Consider the following 18,858-nt stretch of genomic DNA (forward strand, 5'->3'; position numbering starts at 1 on the left):
ACTACCCGCTAAATCTGAAGATTTAACGGGTTTCCTGCTGAAGATTTATAAAGGCAATAAATAAAAAGACATTCAGGCAATCAGCATGAAATATATCAGTTCTTTACGGATGAAGGCTATCGATACCAACTGTTCATATCTGGGCCTGTTCCCGCTTCAATTAATGGAAAATGCGGGCGCGGCTATTGCACAGAGTATAAAGGAAAAGCTTGGTAGCGGAAAGGTACTGTTTGTGGCAGGTAGAGGCAATAACGGAGGCGATGCTTTTGTTGCTGCCAGGCATCTTGCAGGTATTCCCGGATACAATGTAAGGGTTATTCTGCTTGGAAAAGATCGGGATATAGGGACTGAAGAAGCGTTTAACAATTTCTCCCTGTTAAGGTTCAGCAGAGTGCAAACCCTTGAAATCAGAGATTCAAGCCAGCTTGCAGCCTCTGGGTGGTTTTCGGAAGCCGACATGCTGGTGGATGCCATCTTCGGCACAGGCATTAAGGGAAACATAAAAGAACCAGAATCAACTGCAATTGACATTATAAACAGCGAAAGAAAAGCCGGAAAAGCCGTAATTGCCGTAGATATCCCGTCCGGCCTTGACCCTGAGGGGGGAGGTTTTGAAAAAGCCGTATATGCAGACCTTACGGTAACCTTCCACCGCATGAAAGCAGGGCTCCTGGGGGAGCAGGCAAAAGAGCACACCGGCGCGATAAAGGTTGCAGAAATAGGAGTCTGCACGGATGCTGAACAATATGTGGGACCCGGCGACCTGCAGATGCTTCAGAAGAGGAAGCCTGGAGCGCACAAAGGAAATGCCGGAAGGGTCCTTATCATAGGAGGCGGCCCTTACTCCGGGGCTCCAGCACTTGCAGCACTTGCTGCCCTCAGGGCAGGGGCAGACCTGGTAACTGCGGCAGTGCCTGAATCCGTAGCCGGGATTGTAGCCTCTTACTCTCCTGACCTCATTGTCCGGAAGCTTTCCTCAAGCGTACTCTGCCCCGAAGACCTGTCCATCCTCCCTGACCTCATCAATTCCCATGATGTGGTTGTAATGGGGATGGGGCTTGGGAGAGCAGCAGAGACCCTTGAAGCTGTCAGAAAGATCCTGCCCTTCTGCAGGAAAGCGGTCCTTGATGCCGACGCCCTTTCAGCCCTGTCAGGCACTCTCTTTGAAACCCTTGCAGGAAACTGTGAAATAATAGTAACCCCTCATGCAAGAGAATTTGCCCGCCTGAGGGATGTAGAGACCCCCGATGCCCCTGAAACCCGTGAAAAAGCTGTAAGGGAATTTTCAGAGGAAAAGGGCGTAGTAACACTCCTGAAAGGAAAGATCGACATAATTTCTGACGGGAAACAGACCCTTCTGAACAGGACTGGAAACCCTGGTATGACTGTAGGAGGCACTGGAGATGTCCTGGCAGGTTTAACCGGATCTCTTTTTTCCAGAAACCCTGCGTTTCTTGCCGCAGCCTGTGCAGCTTACATTAATGGGACAGCCGGAGACCTGGCGTTCGAGAAGGCGGGAAATGCCCTGCTTGCAACTGACGTGATTGAAAAGATTCCTGAAGTAATCAAAGAGGCGGAAATCGGGTAAAAGAGTTATAGCTATAAAAACGGCTCTAAAAGTCATAAAAACAGCTCTAAAAAGGCAAAATGATGCAGAAACAATATTCAGATGAAACGATACTCAAACCATATTAAACAATATCAAACAATATCAAACAATATCGAGAATATCCAAACAATATTAAACAATGTCAAATAACACTCAAAAAAGATCAGATTATACTCAAACAATATTCAAATAATAACCTCTAATTAATTAGATAATATCCAAAAAATTCAAGCAATACCTGAGAATCTGGACTATTACAATGGTAGTCCTGTATTATAAATAATATAAAACTGTATGCAGGGAAGGGGGTAACAGAGTATGACACATGATTTTGAGAGAAAAATAGATGTAGAAATCGAAAGGACAAGAATAAGGCTTACGATTTTTCACGGGGAAGATGAGGAAGTTATAAAGTTTAACCTTGAAGAAGCCGAGGAACTTGCAGGAAAACTGGAACAGGCGATACAGGATTACTCGCAGCGAAAACAAATCCGGATTGACTGAACAGAAACTTAAGAAACTGGGGATTGCGGGTAAAAAGATTAAAAATTACAAAAAAATTAAAAGAGATATGGAATTCTAGATAAATACGAAAAACGCGGTGATTTAGTGGAAAAGTCATTTACTCATATTGAAGCCGGCAGGGCGCGAATGGTCGATATAAGCGAAAAAAAGCCTGTACCCAGGCTGGCAAGGGCTGCAGGAGAAATCGTACTTTCCGCAGAAACCCTGGAGAAAATAAGGACAGGGACCGTTGAGAAAGGAAATGTGTTTGCAACTGCAAGGGTTGCAGCCGTGCTTGCTGTAAAAAAGACCCCTGATACAATCCCTATGTGCCACCAGATCCCGATAACAGGGATAGATGTGGATTTTGAGGTAGGGGAAGAGGCGGTTTCTGCAATTGTGGAGGTCCGGACTGTCGGGAAAACCGGAGTTGAAATGGAAGCTCTGACGGGAGTTTCGGTTGCGCTGCTTAATGTCTGGGATATGGTAAAATCTGCCGAAAAGGATGAGAGCGGAAATTACCCGCATACCCTGATACGGAAGATCAGAGTGCTTGAAAAGCTCAAAGGATGAAGGTTCAATAAGTAAAAGCCCGAAAAAAGAAGGGGCAATTTAAAATAAGCTTTTTAAAGGATGGGATATATCAAGACGGCAAACTGAGGTATGTATCTTGAAGATCATAGGTGGACCAGCATCACAATTACTTGCCAGCCGCACGGCAAGGGCTCTAGGGACAGAGCCTGTACTCTGCGAGTTTAATTGTTTCCCTGACGGGGAACATTACCTTAGAATCGCAGACGAAATCGAAAACGAAAAAGTGACCATTATCCAGAGCACGCCCACAGATTCCGATCTTGTTGCTCTACTTCAGCTTATTGATGCCTGTGAAGGAGCAGCTGAAATCAATGTTGTGATCCCCTACATGGGTTATGCCAGGCAGGACAAGAAGTTCAAGCCAGGCGAACCCATAAGTTCCCGCGCTATTGCCCGCTGCATTAACGCGGACCGGGTTTTTACAGTAAACATTCATGAAAAAAGTGTACTTGAATACTTCCCCTGCCCCGCCAGAAATCTTGATGCGGCAAACCTGCTGGGCACATACATCGCAGATTTTGACCTCGAAAATCCCATGCTGATTGCCCCAGACGAAGGAGCTCAGGGGCTTGTAAAGAATGTGTCTTCAGGACATGGTTTTGACCATGACCACCTTCAGAAAACAAGGCTCAGCGGAGATACCGTTGTGATCAAGACAAAAAACCTTGATGTAACCGGCAGGCACGTTGTCCTTGTAGATGACATGATTGCAACCGGGGGAACAATGGCTGAGTCAATTCGAATGCTTAAAGCACAGGGAGCAATTGATGTCCACCTTGCCTGCGTGCACCCTGTCCTTACAAGAAATGCAACTCTAAGGCTTTTCAATGCAGGAGTGAAAGATATAATCGCAACCGACACCCTCGAGAAAGCCGAAAGCAGGTTGAGTGTTGCCCCTCTTATTGCAGAAGCCCTTTCCGGGCTCTAATTCGGTTTTAAAGGTCTGTTGAAGTCCTTTAAAAATAATTCAAATTACTTAAATTCTCTTTTTTTACCAGCAAGGCACATCCACCAGCTACTTCTTCCGCGATGACGAACGCGTAGCCAAACAAACATCCGAAAGCATGGAGTGGTACCTCTCCGACCACATAGGCAGCACTTCCCTGATGGTGGACGAAACCGGGATTGAGTTTGAACGAACCGATTATTTCCCATACGGCCAGGTTCGGTCAGGCGGTCTGGAGAAATACGGGTTTACAGGGCAGGAAAATGATGCCGATACCGTGCTGATGTACTACGGTGCAAGGTATTATTCGCCTGAGTACAGGGTTTTTGTCCAGCCGGATACGATGCTTCCTGATCCGTATAACCCGCAGGCATTGAACAAGTATTCTTATACTTTGAATAATCCGGTCAAGTATACTGATCCGAGAAGGCATTATGTTGAGACTGCCATTGATGCTGCATTGATCCTGACATGATCAGAGATCAGATCACAAACTTCAAGCCTGCCTCTCCCTTCAAAGTGCAGATACGCCAGAGAGTGCAGCCATATATTCAGTTCAAAAAATCTACCCACTTTGCGGAATATAGGCTTTAATCAAGCGTAGTAAAAGTGAGAGGTTTTGAAGTATGAGCCTTGAGCCATTTCAAGGGTTCCAATCATTTACTCCAATTTTATTACCGTTAACTATTTTTTATGTTCTGCGTATTCTTAGTATTATGACCCTTCCAGAAGTTTGTCCGCTTGATGAAACCCAGACATGTAAAGGGCTGGAATGCCACCTATTCTGCCTGGAATGGAGAACAAGAGAGCCGACCTGCCTTATAGGCTACAATGCAACAAGTAAAGTCAGGTCCGGCATGGATGACCGTAAAAAAGATACCTACGCTGAAGACACATTCCGTAAGTTAGGGAGGCAGCCCCTACCCAGAATGAAAAACTCCTCGGATAAAGGAGATTGGGCTCCTACCAGGCCAGTAGAACTCCCTCCTGAAAGACCTGTTGAGAGAAGGGAAGAAAAGCCTTCTCAGAATACGGAAAAAAACGCCCAGAAATATTTCTTCGGATGCCGTGAAGCACCCGTGGCTGCAAAAACGGAAAAATGTCATGAAGAAAGTCATGAAAAATGTCATGAAGAAAGTCATGAAAAAGGTCCCGAGAAAAGGCTGCAAGGAAGACAGGCTTCCAACGAGGCTGAAAAAGCTTCCCTTAGACTGGAGTCCAGGCTGAAAAAAGATCCTGTAGAAGAAGTCAAAGAAAACCCGATTATATATGCAAAGGCACAGCCAAAGGCTCCGGAAAAACCAAAAACCCCGGAGAAAGTAATCTCCAGAGATAAGCATACAACAATCTTTGCAGCCTGTGATGAAGCAGAAAAGAAAAATATATATCCTTCCGGCAGGGAAGAAAAACCAGGAAAAGCAACTGAAAAAAGGGAAAAAATGGATAAACGTAAAAAACTTGATGAAGTGATGGAAATAGACCTTCCCGATAATTACGAAGATGAGTTCTGGAGTTAAAATAATTCCTCTGTTGAGGAAAGAGATAACCTGGACTTACTCAAAATTAACTTATAAGAGTAGAATTATAAGGTAACTCCGGATAAACTTAGGGTTAACAGAGCTAACCAGGGTTAACCAGGGTTAACCGAACTAATTAAAGTAGAGTTAACGAACTAATTAAGTTAACTTAGAATTGACTTAGAGTCAACTTATCATTACTCGGAATTATTCTAATTAATTTGAAAATAGAGCCGCAGGCCGAAGTTTCGGAAAAAACGTTTAGAGCCCTAAAAAGGGAGAAAATGTTTTCTTCATTTCCTGAGTTTCCAAGCAGGCCTGCAGAACCTGTCTGATGAATATCTTCCCGGGATTGCGGCTTGATTCCGGGCTTTATGCCTTCTGAGATTTTTCGTTCATGTTATTTGATTTTAATTCCTATGTTAAAAACAAGTCATGTTATTCGATTTATTTTCTATATTAAAAACAAAAACAGGAATATGATGATTGAGGATGGACCGCCAGACATACCAGAAGATATACAGTTCACTGAATAACTTTGGAGACGTTTTCCGCCTCTCAGAGGAATATTCCAGACCTGCAGGCATGCTTGCTACCATTCTTAACCAGAAAATAGTGAAAATGACAAGGTTCAAGCACAGGAGGATATATTCCAGAGAAAAGGAACTCTTTTTGAGGTGGGAGAAGGGAAGGTCTATTCTTGAGCTTGCAGAGTATACCTTTTTCCCTCCGACCCTCATGGCTTCCCTGATCCTCAAGAACTGTGACCTATCCCGAAAAAGCATAAACTGGCTCTTCAAACACCTCGACTGTATTGAAAACCGCCGCCTGAGAAAAGAGATTGGAAAAGCCCTTGATGCAGACTATTTCTTTTCTCCCCGCGCCCATGAGATGCAGTGCAAAAAAGGCGAAATGGGAGAGGGAATAATCCAAAGATGGCTTGACGACAGGAATATTTCCTACTGCACCGAAGCTGAAATCAGAGCTCATGGAGACGGCAAGACCCCTGATTTTGTCCTTTCGGACCCTATCTGCATAGAGAACCATATGGTCAGGTGGATTGAAAGCAAAGCCCTCTTCGGGGATGAATTAGAGCATAAACATTACGCAAAGAAACAGTTCGGGGAGTATGCCAATATTTTCGGAGAAGGCATGGTTGTCTACTGGTATGGTTACCTGAAAGACCTTCCGTCCGAAGGCGAAGGTTACCTTGTAAAGGACCACAGCTTTTTTGAGGAATATAAAGAGCAGACTGACGAACTGTTCAACTACCTTGTGTACTGGTAAAGGCAGATTTGCACCACCCTAATTGCGCCTCGCCCGAATTGCGCCTCGACCGAATTGCGCCTCGCCCGAATTGCGCCTCGGGAGTACGCGGTCCTTTTCGCTACGCTCAAGAGGACTATATTTTGGGACAGATTATACAATACTGCACGAAAACACTCATTTTCAAATTACTTTCTGATTTCTCTTTCTCAGGTTTTTTCTTTTTTACCTTTTTTCCGTTTTCCTGCAGGAAGGAATTTTCAAAGCCTTGTAATTGAGGACATGTTGGTGAGGGGGTCTTTTTCTACCTGGAAGACATGGTCCGCCGAATCGATAAGGGACTCGTCATGGGAAACCACTATGATCTGGCCGACTCCGATGCTACGCATCATGTCTATGAGTTTCAAAAGCTGCTGGATGTGCCCGCGGTCCAGGAAAACTGTGGGTTCATCAAGGATCATAGGGGGAAGCCCTTCTGCCCTGTCTCCGGCAAAACCAAGCGCAAGGAGCCTGTAAATGGCACAGCGCAGGACAAGATTGAAGATGGCACGCTCGCCTCCGCTGAGGAGTTTGGGCTCGAGGGGGGTGCCGTCTTTTCTGTAGACAGTCAGATTGTACTCGGGGTCAAGCTCGATATGGGAGTAAGCATTGTTTGTGTACATGAAGCTAAACATCTCATTTAAGAGGACGGAAAGGGCACCTATGTTCCTTGCCCGCATATCGGCCCGGACGCGCAGATAGGTGTTTTCAAGCTCTTCGGCATTGCTGTATACGGCTTCAAGGTACAGCCGCCTGTTTTCAAGAGCCTTCAGTTCTTCTTTGAGTTCCCTGAGACGTTTTAAGCTGTTTTCAGTCATGCCTATTTCTTTAAGAAGGACATCTTTTTCGGCAGTTGTTTCCCGGATTTTCTCTGTAATATTTACCTGCGCCTGTTCAAACTGAGCGCGCTTCTGCTGGAGTTCTTCAAGCTCTTTTCCTTCCAGTTTCTCTTTCAGCTGCCTTATCCTCTCACTGCGTTCAAGGATCTCACGGTCAAAGAACCCCACCTTTTCTGCCAGATTTCTAATGGCAGTCTCAAGCTCGGAGATTTTATGTTTGAGATTTTCCATGCGGAGCAGGTTAGCCTGGAGCTTTTTTGCCTGCCCGAGAAGCTGTTCACTTTCGGAATGGGCTCTTTTTACCTCATCTTCCTTTTTCCGCATAGCCTCGAGGGCAAGTTCAAGAGCTTTGAGTTTTTCTTTTGACAGGGCTTCCTTTCCTGTAAATGCCTTTAATTTTTCATTGAGCTCTCCAAGCCTCTGCCCGTAATTTTCAATCAGCGCAAGAGATGTACGGATTTTTCCGTTCAGGGCTTCTATTTCAGAGGTGTTTTCGGCAAGCTTTCTATCAAAGGCTTTTGCCTCACGGAGAGCCTTTTCACCTTCATTGTGCACTTTTTGAGCTTCCACTTCCTGATCTTGCAGGGCTTTAATATAAGGAAGGAGCTGACTCATTGAGGCTTCAAGTTCCTGTTTTCGCTTAGCAAGGCTCTCAAGCTTCAGGGAGTCATCATCTATCCGGGCTCTGTGGGTCTCTATCAGTTTCCCGGAGGCTTTTGCCTTCTCCAGGAGCTTTTCAATTTCAATGTCACAATCAGAGATTCGCTTCTCCAGCTTCTTTGCATCCTTGAGCCGGTTGAGTTTTTTCTCAAGTTCAGCGTTCTGGAGCTTTATCTCCGTAAGTTCCGAGGCGAGTTTTTCTTTTTTCTGTTCGCATTCTTCTGTTGTACATGCGATTTCTGATCCTTTAAGTTCCTGCCCGCAGGTAGGACACTTCCCTTCGGCAAGCAGTTCCCGGTTTTTACGGAGGCTGTTTTCAAGTTCCCTTAAAGTAGCCTCAAGCTCTTTTTCCCGCCCATGAAGCCTGTTTTTGTTTTCCAGCAGAAGCTCGCTGAAATCTTCCAGGTTTTCTAGCTGGTCTCCGATAAAGCCGAGCCCCTTCAGCCCCTCAAAAACTTCGGATTTCTGCTCCTGGATCTCCAGTACTGCTTTTGAGTTATTCCTGATTTCCTCTTCAAGAACCTCAATTTCCGCACTTCCCTTTTGGACTGCAGCCCTACTGTTTTGCAGCTCCTTTTCAAGCTCGAGTAAGTTCAGATTGCCGGTTTCTTTTTCCTTAAAGGCAAAGCCAAGATTTGTCGAAACCTCATTTTTCCGGTCTCTGAGAAGGCTTTCTTTTTCTTCAAGTCCCTTTATGAATAAAATTATTTCATCAGCAGCCCCAGAACCTGCTTTAAAGCCTGCTTTTTCTCTCAGCCCTTTGTATTCCTCTTCGAGCTTCCTTATATTTACTCTGTGCCCTTCAATTTCCTTATTTGCAGCCCCGATACTTGCCCTGCACTCAATCAGGGTGCGCTCAGCCTCGACTTTCTCTTTTTCAAGCTCGCTTAATGCCTGCACGCCGGTTTCTTCTTCTTTCAGGAGAAGGGCAAGTTCTTTTGATGCGACATTTACCTTTTCCCTGGCAGAGGACTCTTCTTTTTCCTTGCCCAGAAGCAGAGCTTCAATTTCAAGGGCTCCAAAACCGTATTCTTCTCTCAAACCGGCATTTTCTTCCCCGAGTTCGAGCAAAACGCGCCTCTGTCCCCGCACTTCCCCGGAAAAAGTTTCCTTTTCCTTAAAACAGCCAGCCTTATCCTCCTGAGACTTATGGATAGCCTGTTTCAAAGCCTCAATTTCCTGCAGGCGTTCCCTGTAGTCTGCAATCTTGAGGTCGAGTTCTCCTTTACGGGCAGCTGCAAACTCTTTTTTGTCATTAAGATCGTTTAAGGCAGCGTCAGTTTCTTTCACTTTTTGCCTGAGCCTGTTAAGGGCTGCAACGGGTTCCGTGCTTTCAAGCCCTTCTATTTCGGCTTTCACGCCGGAAAAGCTGTTTTTTGCATCCCTCTCAAGCCTTCGAACAGCCGTTTTCGCATAGCCTGCCCTTTCGCGGTACTCCTCAAGCTTTCCGAGCTGCAGCAGGTCGTCAATCATGCGCTGCCTGTCCCTTGGCCTCGCATTGATGAGCACGTCAATTTCCCCCTGCCGGATATACGCGCAGTTCCTGTATGCCTCTTCATCCATATTCAGGAGGGCACAGACCTCTTCATAGGTGCGGGTCGCCTGGTCGACAATATTTTCCCCGTCGGCATAGAGCACGCACTTTGAGCTGGAAGCATTTTCAGTTTTCGAAGAGTACCTGAAAGCCTGCTCAATAAGATAGTCCCGCCCAAGATGTTCAAAGCCAAGGTTGATTTTTGCATTCTCAGCTCCTTTGAAGATCATGTCCGCAAGCACAAAGTCCTTTGAAAGGATTTTGCTCCCGAAAAGCCCCATGAAGCAGGCTTCGAGCAGGCTTGATTTCCCGCTCCCGTTTACCCCGGAAATGACTGTCACTCCGTCTTCGAAAGTGAAGTCCAGCTTTTTGTAGCTCCGGATATTTTCAATGTACAGGTTTTTCAGCTTCACAGGTAATCACCAAGGTTATACTGTTTGGGCACAGCAGGCTTCTCTTTTCCTTTTCTATGGCTTTGTTTTACCGGTTTTCCGACTCTATCCGGAGCCTGGGCTGGCTTTTCATCCGGAACCTGGGCCAGCTTTTCATCCGCAGGCTTTTCATCCGCAGGTGTTTCGGTTTTGCCCTCGCCATCCTTTTCGGAAATGGCTTCTTCTCCGGATTCAGGAAGCTTTCCAGATTCTGTTTCTTCGGGTTCGGTTTTACTTTCGGCACCGATATCAAGCTCAGCTCTATCTCCACCTTCTCCAGGGATTTCTGCAGGGGTTTCTATCGGAGCCCCGGAAGTTTTCGGAGAAATTTCATAGGGGGAGGGTTCTTCAGCCGAAAAATTAACAGCACTTTTGGGCATTTCAATCTCTACAGATGCCCCTACAGATTCGGCATTTTCACATAACCCGGTAGTTTCAGATGATTCAGCATTTTCACATGATCCGGGAGTTTCAGGTGATTCAGAACTTTCACATATTACGGGGGCATGAAGAGGTTCAGAGATCTTATCAGGAGATTCAGGACTTTCGTCAAGAGATTCAGGGATCTTATCAGGAGATTCAGGACTCTCATCAGGATCTTCAAAACTATTATTTAGGGATTCAGAGCTTTCAATTCTTGCAAAAGCCCTCAGAATTTTAGATTTTTTGGCAATTTCCGCCTCAAATTCTGTCCCTCCGGCGGACTCTAGATTTTCAACCTGCCCATCTGCACCTGTCGGTTTGAATTCCCCAGTTTCTCCAATCCTGGCAGGGATAACAGGGCTGACAGGAATCTCTATCCTGAAATTCGGATCTTTGAAATCCAGTGCTTCAATCAATCCCGAAAGCCGGCTCTCGGTTTCTTCGTCCACCCTTGACCTTGACACGCCAGGGTTCCGGATAATCTCATCGACTATCAGCCCGCCGTCGTTTAAGCTCAGCCTGCGGATCTCTTCGGCAACCGCATGGTCAGGGTCGGAAAATGCAACTTTCACAACCTCTTCGAGGAGGGCTTCTTTTATCCTGAGGTCTTTTACCCTTGCCACCAGCACTCCTTTGCTCAACAGGTATTCTTCAATCTCGCTGAAGGAAAGGACCGGACCTGAGTCTCCTGAGATGTCCAGGAACACCACCGAGTCAGGAAGCTCTTCAAGGTATTCGTTTACGGCAGAAAAAATCTGTTCATACGGCTTTTCGTCCCCGTCAAGTTTTGCCGGAATGAACAGGAAGTTTCGGGTAGGGATGTTCCGCTTACTGATTTCCAGCCCTTCTCCGGAAAGCGTGATAATATTGTAAGAACGGGGCTCACTTTCAGATGCACTATTGCGTTCGGTACTTCCCGGGTATGTAGCCCAGGTCTCGGTCTCCCCTACCTTTATTTTTTCGTACTTGTGGTAGTCCCCGAGGAGAATTGCATCAACCTTAAAAGGAAGGTTTTCAAGCGTCTCAGCACAGTCCCAGTCCGCATACGGGAAAGGCTGAACAGTCTGGTGCATTACAAGGAGGTTCCTGCAGTTTTCCGGCAGGGATTCCGGAACTTCAAACCCTGAATAATCGTAAAGAGGAATCTTTGACTTAGGGACGCTGTCGATCCCGTAGATGGCAGTATCCCCCACCAGCCGGGGTGTTTTCCCGAGCCTTACCGCGAGCCCCATTTCCTCAAAGAGGTCCAGCCACTGGGTATTTTGCTTGCTCTCGTGATTTCCGACAATCGCAAGAAACGGTATATTTGCAGCCTTCAACCGGAACAGGAGGTTCATAGTCTCAAGGAGGTCTTCAAGGGTAGGGTTCCTCGAATCAAAAAGGTCCCCCGCATGCACGACAGCATCAACCTGCATGTCAACCGCGTCCTGAATGACTACCTCAAAAGCTTTAAAAAAGTCCTGCCTCCGTACCTCGTTGTGGTACTGCCGGTATCCCAGGTGCGTGTCTGCTGTGTGGAGTATCCTTGTTTCATGAACCATGAATATCAGTCTCTGGTTTTAACGGTATAAGAGTTTGTATATTAGTATTTAACTCATTTCCAGAAATCCGTGGTTAAAAGCTCATGTTAATCCAGCGAAGCCTGAACATTATTCATAATCATTTCGACTAACGCATTGGAGTGGTTACTCTGTGATTTAAATCTGCCATTTTTATAAAAACTTGTATATTTAAATAAAAAAGCATATATGTCATAAATAGAATAAATGACGATTATAATTTGTCACATTGTTTACAGAATACAAAAAATTAAGAACAAATTTATTACTTTTGCCTGTAAAAATCGGGGCGAATAGAAAAAAATCAGAAACAGTCATGGTAATTAAAAGGTGAGGAAAGATGATTCCTAACTATAGGTACAAACCCGGAACCTATTATCTTATGGTTTATATTATAACCTATGCTCTCTGGTTTTCAGGGGCATATTTAAGTTTTCATGATGATAGCGGACTGTATATGTTATTAACGTTAATTGGACTAATAACGCCTTTTTTTGTTGCACTATTTATGATATATACATCCAAAAATTCTGATTTAAAAAAGGATTTTATCAACCGGTTTATTAATCTCAGGTTAATAAATCCAAAAGTGCTACTGGCATTTATTTTACTAATGCCACTCACTGTTCTGGTATCTATCTTTCTTTCTCTTCCATTTGGGGGATCGACTTCTCAATTTCAATTTGCTGAAGGTTACTCTTTTTCATCAGGATTTGTCCCTGCGTATCTTACTCTTATCCTGGCTTCAATTTTTGAAGAGCTTGGATGGAGAGGATACGGCTTTGAAAGTCTGCAAAGCCGGCACACTTTCTTTACGGCATCGATTTTTTTCAGTATACTCTGGTCGCTCTGGCACTTCCCGCTGATCTTCGTTAATAACATGTATCAGTACGTGATTTTCCACGAAAACATCTGGTATGCGGTGAATTTTTTTGTCAGCATCATCCCTATGGGAGTGATTATCAGCTGGATCTACATAAAAAACGGAAAAAGTGTTCTGGCAGCGATTCTCATTCACATTTCCATCAATTTCTTACAGGAAGCTCTGCAAATGACCCAATTTTCAAAGTGCATTGAAACTGTGGTTATTACTGTCGTTGCTACCATTATTATCATATCAGACAAAGAGACGTTTTTTTCGAAAGAACATCTTACTAATGGAGTTGACGAGTTACCAAGAATGACAGGATCACCGGAGTTAACTGAATGACAAATAATTCTACAGATCACTATTCCAAATTCCTTCTTATCTGGTTTGGACAATTCATCTCAATAATAGGTAGTGGTCTTACTATTTTTTCCTTAGGAGTATACGTATATCAACAAACAGGCACAGCTTCAAGCTATGTCTTTATACTCATGTGTGCTTTTTTGCCACCATTTTTACTGAAACCCTATGGAGGTATACTGGCAGATAGTCATGATAGACGTTTAATGATGATTTTCGGGGATTTAGGATCAACTCTTGGGCTTCTTTTCATATTTATTATGATGCTAAAAGGCAATATTGAACTCTGGCAAATTTACCTTGGGATTGCAATCAGTTCAATATTTTCAGCTTTTCAGGACCCAGCCTATAAGGCCCTGATTACGGACCTTCTCCCTGAAAATCAATATGCTAAAGCAAGTGGATTGATGCAATTAGCAAGTTCAGCTCAATATTTAATTTCTCCTTTTTTAGCCGGAATTATACTCACAATAATGGATATCAAATTTGTTTTTTTAATTGATGTTGCCACTTTTTTAATTGCCAGTTCCATTGTTATATGGATAAGAAATACCTTAGGCATAACACAAATTACGAAACCGGTACAAAACAACATGGCTGATCTTAAAGAAGGTATTCAGGAATTTTCGAAAAATAGAGGTGTGATTAATCTGGTTATTACTACCATGTTCGTGCTCTTTTTTGTCGGATTGCTTCAATCTCTTATTATTCCGATGCTGCTGAATTTAACTACAGTAAAAGCAGCAGGAATCACTCAATCGATCTGTGCATCAGGTATACTGATCGGAAGCCTGTTTATCGGGGTATTTGGCAACAAAAACAAATATGTAAAAACTTTATCGATCTCACTATTCATTTCAGGCATATTTTTTGCCAATCTTGGATTCTCAACAAATATAGCTTATGTCACTTTAGCAGGATTTCTATTCTTTGCCACCCTGCCTTTTATTAATACCTCTATCGAAGTTTTAATCAGAAAGAATATCGACAACAGCAAGCAGGGACGTGTTTGGTCGATTATTTCAATGGTTACTTATCTCGGCTCCATCATAGCTTTTGCAGTCGCAGGTTTTTTAGCAGATAAAATATTCAATCCACTTTTAGAACCTGAGGGTTTATTGTCTGAAACAGCTGGTTCTATTATTGGAGTAGGAGAAAGCAGAGGAATTGCCTTAATGTTTATAATTTCCGGGTTAATGATTTCTATAATTGCTCTCTTGATCTGGAAAAATAGAAAGATAAAAGAATTAGAAAATATTGAAGGTCAGGGTAGTGAACTATCTCAAAACAAATATTATGTTGAAACGTAAATTTAGAATTGTCAGGGTAACTGAATACGGTTATGGGAGTGATTATCAGCTGATCTGCATAAGACAGCATCGACCTGCATGTCAACCGCATCCTGAATGACTACCTCAAAAGCTTTAAAAAAGTCCTGCCTCCGTACCTCGTTGTGGTACTGCCGGTATCCCAGGTGCGTGTCTGCTGTGTGGAGTATCCTTGTTTCCTGAACCATGAATATCAGTCTCTGGTTTTAACGGTATAGGGAGTTGTATATTTCACTGGCGAAGTGATATTTTGCCAAAAATAATAGCATGAAACTTCAAACTGTCTCGATTAAAATATCTGTGACAGACCTACAATGCTTTTTTATTGATTTCGGCTTTGCAAAAAATTTGCCCGGATTTTCACACCGAAATCTTAATATTGATACAGTAGCTATTTTTATAAAAAGTTGATAATTTCAATAAATAAATTAATTTATTCATATAATACCAGGTCTGACCGGAATTAATATTTCCTCGTATAAAGCCACATCAAGCGACATGTTTTATAAAGAATCTAACAAAAAATTAATTCTGTTGGTCAACAACTCAAATGCACATTTCGAACCCTGGCACTTTTGTGCCACTATGCTATACTCTATGCTATACTGAAATTACCGTCGAGAAATATATTAATAAGGGATATAGTGAAACTTAATGTGGGGGGATTGAACTGATAAACCGTATCGCTGATGTATCACTACGTAAAGCTGCAATAGTCGCAGGGGTTAGTTATCTAATCATATTTGTACTCGGCATCTTTGCTAATTTTTTTATTCTCCAGGACCTTATTGTGCCGGAAGATGCTGCAGCAACCGTAAATAATATTATGGCTAATGAATTGCAATTTCGTCTTGGTATTCTGGGCTTTATTATCATGGTTATTTTTGATGTGGTGGTGGCCTGGGCACTTTATGTTTTACTCAAACCGGTAAACAGGAGTATTTCTTTGCTTGCTGCATGGTTCAGGCTGGTGAATGCAACTATTTTTGGAATAGCCTTGTATAATCTTTTTAGCGTTTTGCAACTTTTAGGTGGTGCTAACTACCTGAAAGTATTTGAAACAGGTCAGTTGCAAGCTCAGATGATGTTATTTCTCAATGCGTTTAACGCTACATGGCTAATTGGATTGATATTTTTCGGCATTCATTTGTTCATCCTTGGTTACTTAATTTTCAAGTCTGATTACATTCCGGGAATTCTTGGCTTCCTGCTGATAGTTGCATCTTTAGGCTATCTGATTGATAGTTTTGCAAATTTTCTTTTACCTAACTACACTGACTATGAAACAATCTTTATGCTGATTGTTGTCGTACCCGGAATTATTGGGGAATTGTCATTTACCTTGTGGCTTTTATTGAAAGGAGCTAAAATACCCGAGGTGGCAGAACAAATATAAGTTACAGCCTAAGTTTTACGGTACCACTAATTGATACTTTTAAACATTCAAATATCAGGAAGTTGGTACTCCACCATTCATTATTTCACTTTTTCAATGTGTTTTAAGAATTTTATCACTTTCATTTTTTTGCTGCTGATCCTGTCCCCTCATATACATATCAAAACCGGAACACTTCGGACAGGAACACCGGAACTCCAAACCCCGAATAATCGTAAAGAGGAATCTTTGACTTAGGGACGCTGTCGATACCGTAGATAGCAGTATCCTCTACCATCCGGGGAGTTTTCTCGAGCCTTTCCGCAAGCTCCATTTCCTCACAGAGGTCCAGCCACTGGGAATTTTGCTTGCTCTCGTGGTTCTTCCACAAAAACAAGTCTCAGCCGAATAAGTGAATTTAACACCCCTACGCTAGAAATTTGGTTCATTCGCATAAATTTGGAATAAAACTCAAAGATAAATTTTCGGTGATCCGTCGTAAATCGAGAGTATTATCCCAGGGAAAACTGAGTGGCATCTTTGGTCGTTCTTGTCACGCGCATCGGCGCGGCTGGAACCTATGAACTTCGAGGAAATAAGAAAAAAACCATCTAAACCGGAAAATCGAGTATCAAATTCTCAACTTTTTAATAGTGGCAATCAAAAAATATCGCAAGATCTAAAAAAAATGAACATATTGAAAAAGCATAAAGTTGCATATCGTCATTTAATGGTGTCAAAATGAGAATTGTAACCTGGAATTGTAATATGGCCTTCAGGAAAAAGTATGAGAAAATTCTTCCATATAATCCAGATTTACTGATTGTTCCAGAATGCGAACATCCAGGTAAATTTACTGATGACTTTTATTCTAATGTTTTGTGGATAGGGAGTAATACAAACAAAGGCTTAGGAGTTTTCAGTTTCAACGACATCGAAATTTCTTTACATGAATCATATTGTGAAGAATATAAATATGTTCTCCCGATTAAAATGACTAATCCGACAGGCACAAACCTTATCGCAATATGGTCACAGAATAATAAAGAAGATCCTAAAAGAAGGTATATAGGAGAGGTTTGGAAATCGTTGAATTATTATAAAGATATGCTCAAATCTCCAATAATTATTGCAGGAGACTTCAACTGGAACGTCATATGGGATAGAAAACCTGATTATCCTCTTTACGGAACACTCACCAATGTAATTTACTTTCTAAAACAACTTGAGATACATAGCGCATACCATAGATCTGCAAATGTAAGTTTTGGTCATGAGAAAGAACCAACCTTATTCTTCAGGAAAAATAGAAAGACCCCTTATCATATTGATTATATATTTGCATCAACGGATTTCATAGATCGGATTAAGACTTTTTCTATTGGTAAATATGAGGATTGGATTTCGCTGAGTGATCACATGCCTTTAATGGCGGAATTCGAGTAATTCATTAGCTTTTTCGAGTCGTCAATTTTGAACAAATGAATATCCTCACCCAACGCCAACTGAATACAAATTTTCAACAGATTAAAAAGACTTTTATTCTCTAAACTCAAATAAAAAGTGAACTCGGACTTACACAGTTAAACCGAAAAATAGCATGAAACCTCAAGCTGTCTAAAATATAAAATTTGTGACAAGCTTGCTAATGCTTTATTTTACTCTTCAAGTACGTAAGTCCTGAAGTTACAAAATATCGAATTTTGTTGAAAAGGGGTTATTTAAATGAAAAAAATGACAGAACAGCATCTTATCAATGCATTTGGTGGGGAAAGCCAGGCACACATGAGATACTTGCACTTTGGGAACCAGGCTGAAAAAGAAAAATTCACCAACGTAGCCCGCTTATTCCGTGCAATCTCCCATGCTGAATATGTACATGCAGGCGACCATTACAAAGCCTTAAAACACCTCAACGGGGGCTTTGTCGCAAACAGCATGGCAGCTTTTGGTCCCGGTGACACCCTGAAAAACCTTCAACTTGCAATCGACGGTGAGACATTTGAAATTGAGGAAATGTATCCCGTATACATAGAAGTAGCAAAATTCCAGGGAGAAAAAATCGCACAGAGAAGTTTTGAATGGTCCTATGCTACTGAAAAACTGCATAAACAGCTTTTTGAAAAAGCATTCGATGCGGTTAATGCAGGAAAAGATGTTGAACTCGGGCCTGTCCATGTTTGCGAAGTATGCGGATATACTCTCGAAGGAGAAGCACCAGATAGATGTCCGGTATGTGGGGCAGTAAAAGAGAAGTTTACAGCTTTTAGATAATTTTCAAAAGGCGAGCTTATCCTAACTCAATGTTTACTTTTTTGAATTTCGGATTTTTAGAATATATATAGGATAAGCCCAAAAATAAGTTTTCAGGCAGGATTTTCACCTGCGGAACAGGGCAAAAGCCAATGCAAGAACTGAAATCGCGCTGAGGAGTGTAAAGGCTGGCGTGGATGCGGATGTGGAAGAAGGTTCTGTTTCTGAAACTGGATGGTTTTCAGAAGTTGGGATTTTGCCTTCGTAGTATTCTTTAGAAATAGTACAGTAAACGACGGTGAATTCTCCATTTACCAATGTTTTCCCACCAGCACCTAACTCATCTACTTGATATACAAAATCAATAGGTATGCTTCCACCCGCCCAATTTTCAGTTGGCTTTACTGTCCACTCAAAAACTTCCGTTGAATTCTCTTCCATAATTTTTCCATAATATTCTTCTATTTTCGAGGTTGGTCCATCTATTATAACAAAGTTATTTTTTCCAAGTTCACTTAGTTTGACAGAAACATAACACTTTTGATGCACAGTAAAGTCAAACCTAACCTTGAAAGGTTCTCCAATTTTCAAAACAGGCTTTGCAATCTCTTTTCCTGGAAGGATCTTGTCATTGTAATATACATCGATGGAACCGTATGGAGAACTTGCTGAAGCAATATTAGTTAACAAAATAAATATGGTTCCAATCACAAGAATTTTGAGTTTCATGTTAATTCACCAAACTGTCAGCAA

General features: G+C 42.5%; 17 protein-coding genes. 12 read left to right on the forward strand and 5 right to left on the reverse strand.

Annotation, left to right across the window (positions count from 1 at the left end; genetic code table 11):
- The first annotated feature begins 85 nt into the window (after nucleotides 1-85).
- The 7 genes from PHF18_RS06925 (at nucleotide 86) to PHF18_RS06955 (ending at nucleotide 6,457) form a co-directional block, all read left to right on the forward strand.
- Nucleotides 86-1,588 carry an NAD(P)H-hydrate dehydratase gene (locus PHF18_RS06925; protein WP_300100240.1) on the forward strand — a complete coding sequence of 501 codons (1,503 nt, stop codon included), beginning with the start codon at nucleotides 86-88 and terminating at the stop codon, nucleotides 1,586-1,588.
- 339 nt (nucleotides 1,589-1,927) lie between these two features.
- A complete protein-coding gene (locus PHF18_RS06930) occupies nucleotides 1,928-2,113 on the forward strand; it encodes a hypothetical protein (protein ID WP_300100243.1) in 186 nt (61 codons plus the stop codon).
- A gap of 105 nt (nucleotides 2,114-2,218) precedes the next feature.
- On the forward strand, nucleotides 2,219-2,686 hold the full coding sequence (gene moaC, locus PHF18_RS06935; protein WP_300100246.1) for a cyclic pyranopterin monophosphate synthase MoaC: 468 nt from the start codon (nucleotides 2,219-2,221) through the stop codon (nucleotides 2,684-2,686).
- A gap of 97 nt (nucleotides 2,687-2,783) precedes the next feature.
- Nucleotides 2,784-3,635: a ribose-phosphate diphosphokinase gene (locus PHF18_RS06940; RefSeq protein ID WP_300100249.1), complete on the forward strand. Its 852-nt coding sequence runs from the start codon at nucleotides 2,784-2,786 to the stop codon at nucleotides 3,633-3,635.
- Between the two features lie 136 nt (nucleotides 3,636-3,771).
- The gene (locus PHF18_RS06945) at nucleotides 3,772-4,128 is read left to right on the forward strand and encodes an RHS repeat-associated core domain-containing protein (RefSeq protein WP_300100252.1); all 357 of its coding nucleotides are present in this window, start codon (nucleotides 3,772-3,774) and stop codon (nucleotides 4,126-4,128) included.
- A gap of 241 nt (nucleotides 4,129-4,369) precedes the next feature.
- On the forward strand, nucleotides 4,370-5,170 hold the full coding sequence (locus PHF18_RS06950) for a hypothetical protein (RefSeq protein ID WP_300100255.1): 801 nt from the start codon (nucleotides 4,370-4,372) through the stop codon (nucleotides 5,168-5,170).
- 492 nt (nucleotides 5,171-5,662) lie between these two features.
- Nucleotides 5,663-6,457, forward strand: coding sequence for a C15orf41 family protein (locus tag PHF18_RS06955; RefSeq protein ID WP_300100257.1), 795 nt, complete (start codon nucleotides 5,663-5,665; stop codon nucleotides 6,455-6,457).
- Nucleotides 6,458-6,696: 239 nt separating this feature from the next.
- Here PHF18_RS06955 and PHF18_RS06960 read toward each other — a convergent pair whose 3' ends face one another.
- Both PHF18_RS06960 and PHF18_RS06965 read right to left on the reverse strand, forming a co-directional pair.
- Nucleotides 6,697-9,921 carry a DNA double-strand break repair ATPase Rad50 gene (locus PHF18_RS06960; RefSeq protein WP_300100260.1) on the reverse strand — a complete coding sequence of 1,075 codons (3,225 nt, stop codon included), beginning with the start codon at nucleotides 9,919-9,921 and terminating at the stop codon, nucleotides 6,697-6,699.
- Entirely contained in the window at nucleotides 9,918-11,903 is a 1,986-nt protein-coding gene (locus PHF18_RS06965) for a metallophosphoesterase (RefSeq protein WP_300100263.1), read from the reverse strand. Before PHF18_RS06965 ends, PHF18_RS06960 begins: the two co-directional genes overlap by 4 nt.
- A 358-nt stretch (nucleotides 11,904-12,261) precedes the next feature.
- Here PHF18_RS06965 and mmrce1 point away from each other — a divergent pair, with 358 nt between their 5' ends.
- Both mmrce1 and PHF18_RS06975 read left to right on the forward strand, forming a co-directional pair.
- The gene (gene mmrce1 / locus PHF18_RS06970; protein ID WP_300100266.1) at nucleotides 12,262-13,131 is read left to right on the forward strand and encodes an MmRce1 family CPBP family CAAX prenyl protease; all 870 of its coding nucleotides are present in this window, start codon (nucleotides 12,262-12,264) and stop codon (nucleotides 13,129-13,131) included.
- On the forward strand, nucleotides 13,128-14,459 hold the full coding sequence (locus PHF18_RS06975; protein ID WP_300100269.1) for an MFS transporter: 1,332 nt from the start codon (nucleotides 13,128-13,130) through the stop codon (nucleotides 14,457-14,459). The genes mmrce1 and PHF18_RS06975 overlap by 4 nt, the downstream gene beginning before the upstream one ends.
- An 11-nt stretch (nucleotides 14,460-14,470) precedes the next feature.
- On the opposite strand, the gene PHF18_RS06980 is transcribed toward PHF18_RS06975, so the two are convergent.
- The gene (locus tag PHF18_RS06980; protein WP_300100272.1) at nucleotides 14,471-14,665 is read right to left on the reverse strand and encodes a hypothetical protein; all 195 of its coding nucleotides are present in this window, start codon (nucleotides 14,663-14,665) and stop codon (nucleotides 14,471-14,473) included.
- Nucleotides 14,666-15,189: 524 nt separating this feature from the next.
- On the opposite strand from PHF18_RS06980, the gene PHF18_RS06985 reads away from it, so the two are divergent.
- Nucleotides 15,190-15,873, forward strand: a complete 684-nt coding sequence (locus PHF18_RS06985; protein WP_300100403.1) for a DUF4386 domain-containing protein — start codon at nucleotides 15,190-15,192, stop codon at nucleotides 15,871-15,873.
- A gap of 160 nt (nucleotides 15,874-16,033) precedes the next feature.
- Here PHF18_RS06985 and PHF18_RS06990 read toward each other — a convergent pair whose 3' ends face one another.
- On the reverse strand, nucleotides 16,034-16,243 hold the full coding sequence (locus PHF18_RS06990) for a hypothetical protein (RefSeq protein WP_300100275.1): 210 nt from the start codon (nucleotides 16,241-16,243) through the stop codon (nucleotides 16,034-16,036).
- 350 nt (nucleotides 16,244-16,593) lie between these two features.
- On the opposite strand from PHF18_RS06990, the gene PHF18_RS06995 reads away from it, so the two are divergent.
- Nucleotides 16,594-17,298 (forward strand): endonuclease/exonuclease/phosphatase family protein, encoded by a 705-nt coding sequence (locus PHF18_RS06995; RefSeq protein ID WP_300100278.1) that lies wholly within the window; start codon nucleotides 16,594-16,596, stop codon nucleotides 17,296-17,298.
- 279 nt (nucleotides 17,299-17,577) lie between these two features.
- On the forward strand, nucleotides 17,578-18,126 hold the full coding sequence (locus PHF18_RS07000; protein ID WP_300100280.1) for a rubrerythrin family protein: 549 nt from the start codon (nucleotides 17,578-17,580) through the stop codon (nucleotides 18,124-18,126).
- A gap of 105 nt (nucleotides 18,127-18,231) precedes the next feature.
- Here the strand turns inward: PHF18_RS07000 and PHF18_RS07005 are convergent, their stop codons facing one another.
- Nucleotides 18,232-18,834 (reverse strand): sarcinarray family MAST domain-containing protein, encoded by a 603-nt coding sequence (locus PHF18_RS07005; protein ID WP_300100283.1) that lies wholly within the window; start codon nucleotides 18,832-18,834, stop codon nucleotides 18,232-18,234.
- Nucleotides 18,835-18,858: the final 24 nt, after the last annotated feature.

This window comes from Methanosarcina sp. (genome assembly GCF_028693135.1).
Classification (GTDB): Archaea; Halobacteriota; Methanosarcinia; order Methanosarcinales; family Methanosarcinaceae; genus Methanosarcina.

What these genes read in the sequence shown, in the direction of transcription:
- PHF18_RS06965 (WP_300100263.1), bottom strand. Translation starts at nt 11,903, where the DNA reads ATGGTTCATGAAACAAGGATACTCCACACAGCAGACACGCACCTGGGA.
- PHF18_RS06925 (WP_300100240.1), top strand. Translation starts at nt 86, where the DNA reads ATGAAATATATCAGTTCTTTACGGATGAAGGCTATCGATACCAACTGT.
- PHF18_RS07000 (WP_300100280.1), top strand. Translation starts at nt 17,578, where the DNA reads ATGAAAAAAATGACAGAACAGCATCTTATCAATGCATTTGGTGGGGAA.
- PHF18_RS06950 (WP_300100255.1), top strand. Translation starts at nt 4,370, where the DNA reads ATGACCCTTCCAGAAGTTTGTCCGCTTGATGAAACCCAGACATGTAAA.
- PHF18_RS06975 (WP_300100269.1), top strand. Translation starts at nt 13,128, where the DNA reads ATGACAAATAATTCTACAGATCACTATTCCAAATTCCTTCTTATCTGG.
- PHF18_RS06945 (WP_300100252.1), top strand. Translation starts at nt 3,772, where the DNA reads ATGGAGTGGTACCTCTCCGACCACATAGGCAGCACTTCCCTGATGGTG.
- PHF18_RS07005 (WP_300100283.1), bottom strand. Translation starts at nt 18,834, where the DNA reads ATGAAACTCAAAATTCTTGTGATTGGAACCATATTTATTTTGTTAACT.
- PHF18_RS06995 (WP_300100278.1), top strand. Translation starts at nt 16,594, where the DNA reads ATGAGAATTGTAACCTGGAATTGTAATATGGCCTTCAGGAAAAAGTAT.
- PHF18_RS06980 (WP_300100272.1), bottom strand. Translation starts at nt 14,665, where the DNA reads ATGGTTCAGGAAACAAGGATACTCCACACAGCAGACACGCACCTGGGA.
- PHF18_RS06930 (WP_300100243.1), top strand. Translation starts at nt 1,928, where the DNA reads ATGACACATGATTTTGAGAGAAAAATAGATGTAGAAATCGAAAGGACA.
- mmrce1 (WP_300100266.1), top strand. Translation starts at nt 12,262, where the DNA reads ATGATTCCTAACTATAGGTACAAACCCGGAACCTATTATCTTATGGTT.
- PHF18_RS06955 (WP_300100257.1), top strand. Translation starts at nt 5,663, where the DNA reads ATGGACCGCCAGACATACCAGAAGATATACAGTTCACTGAATAACTTT.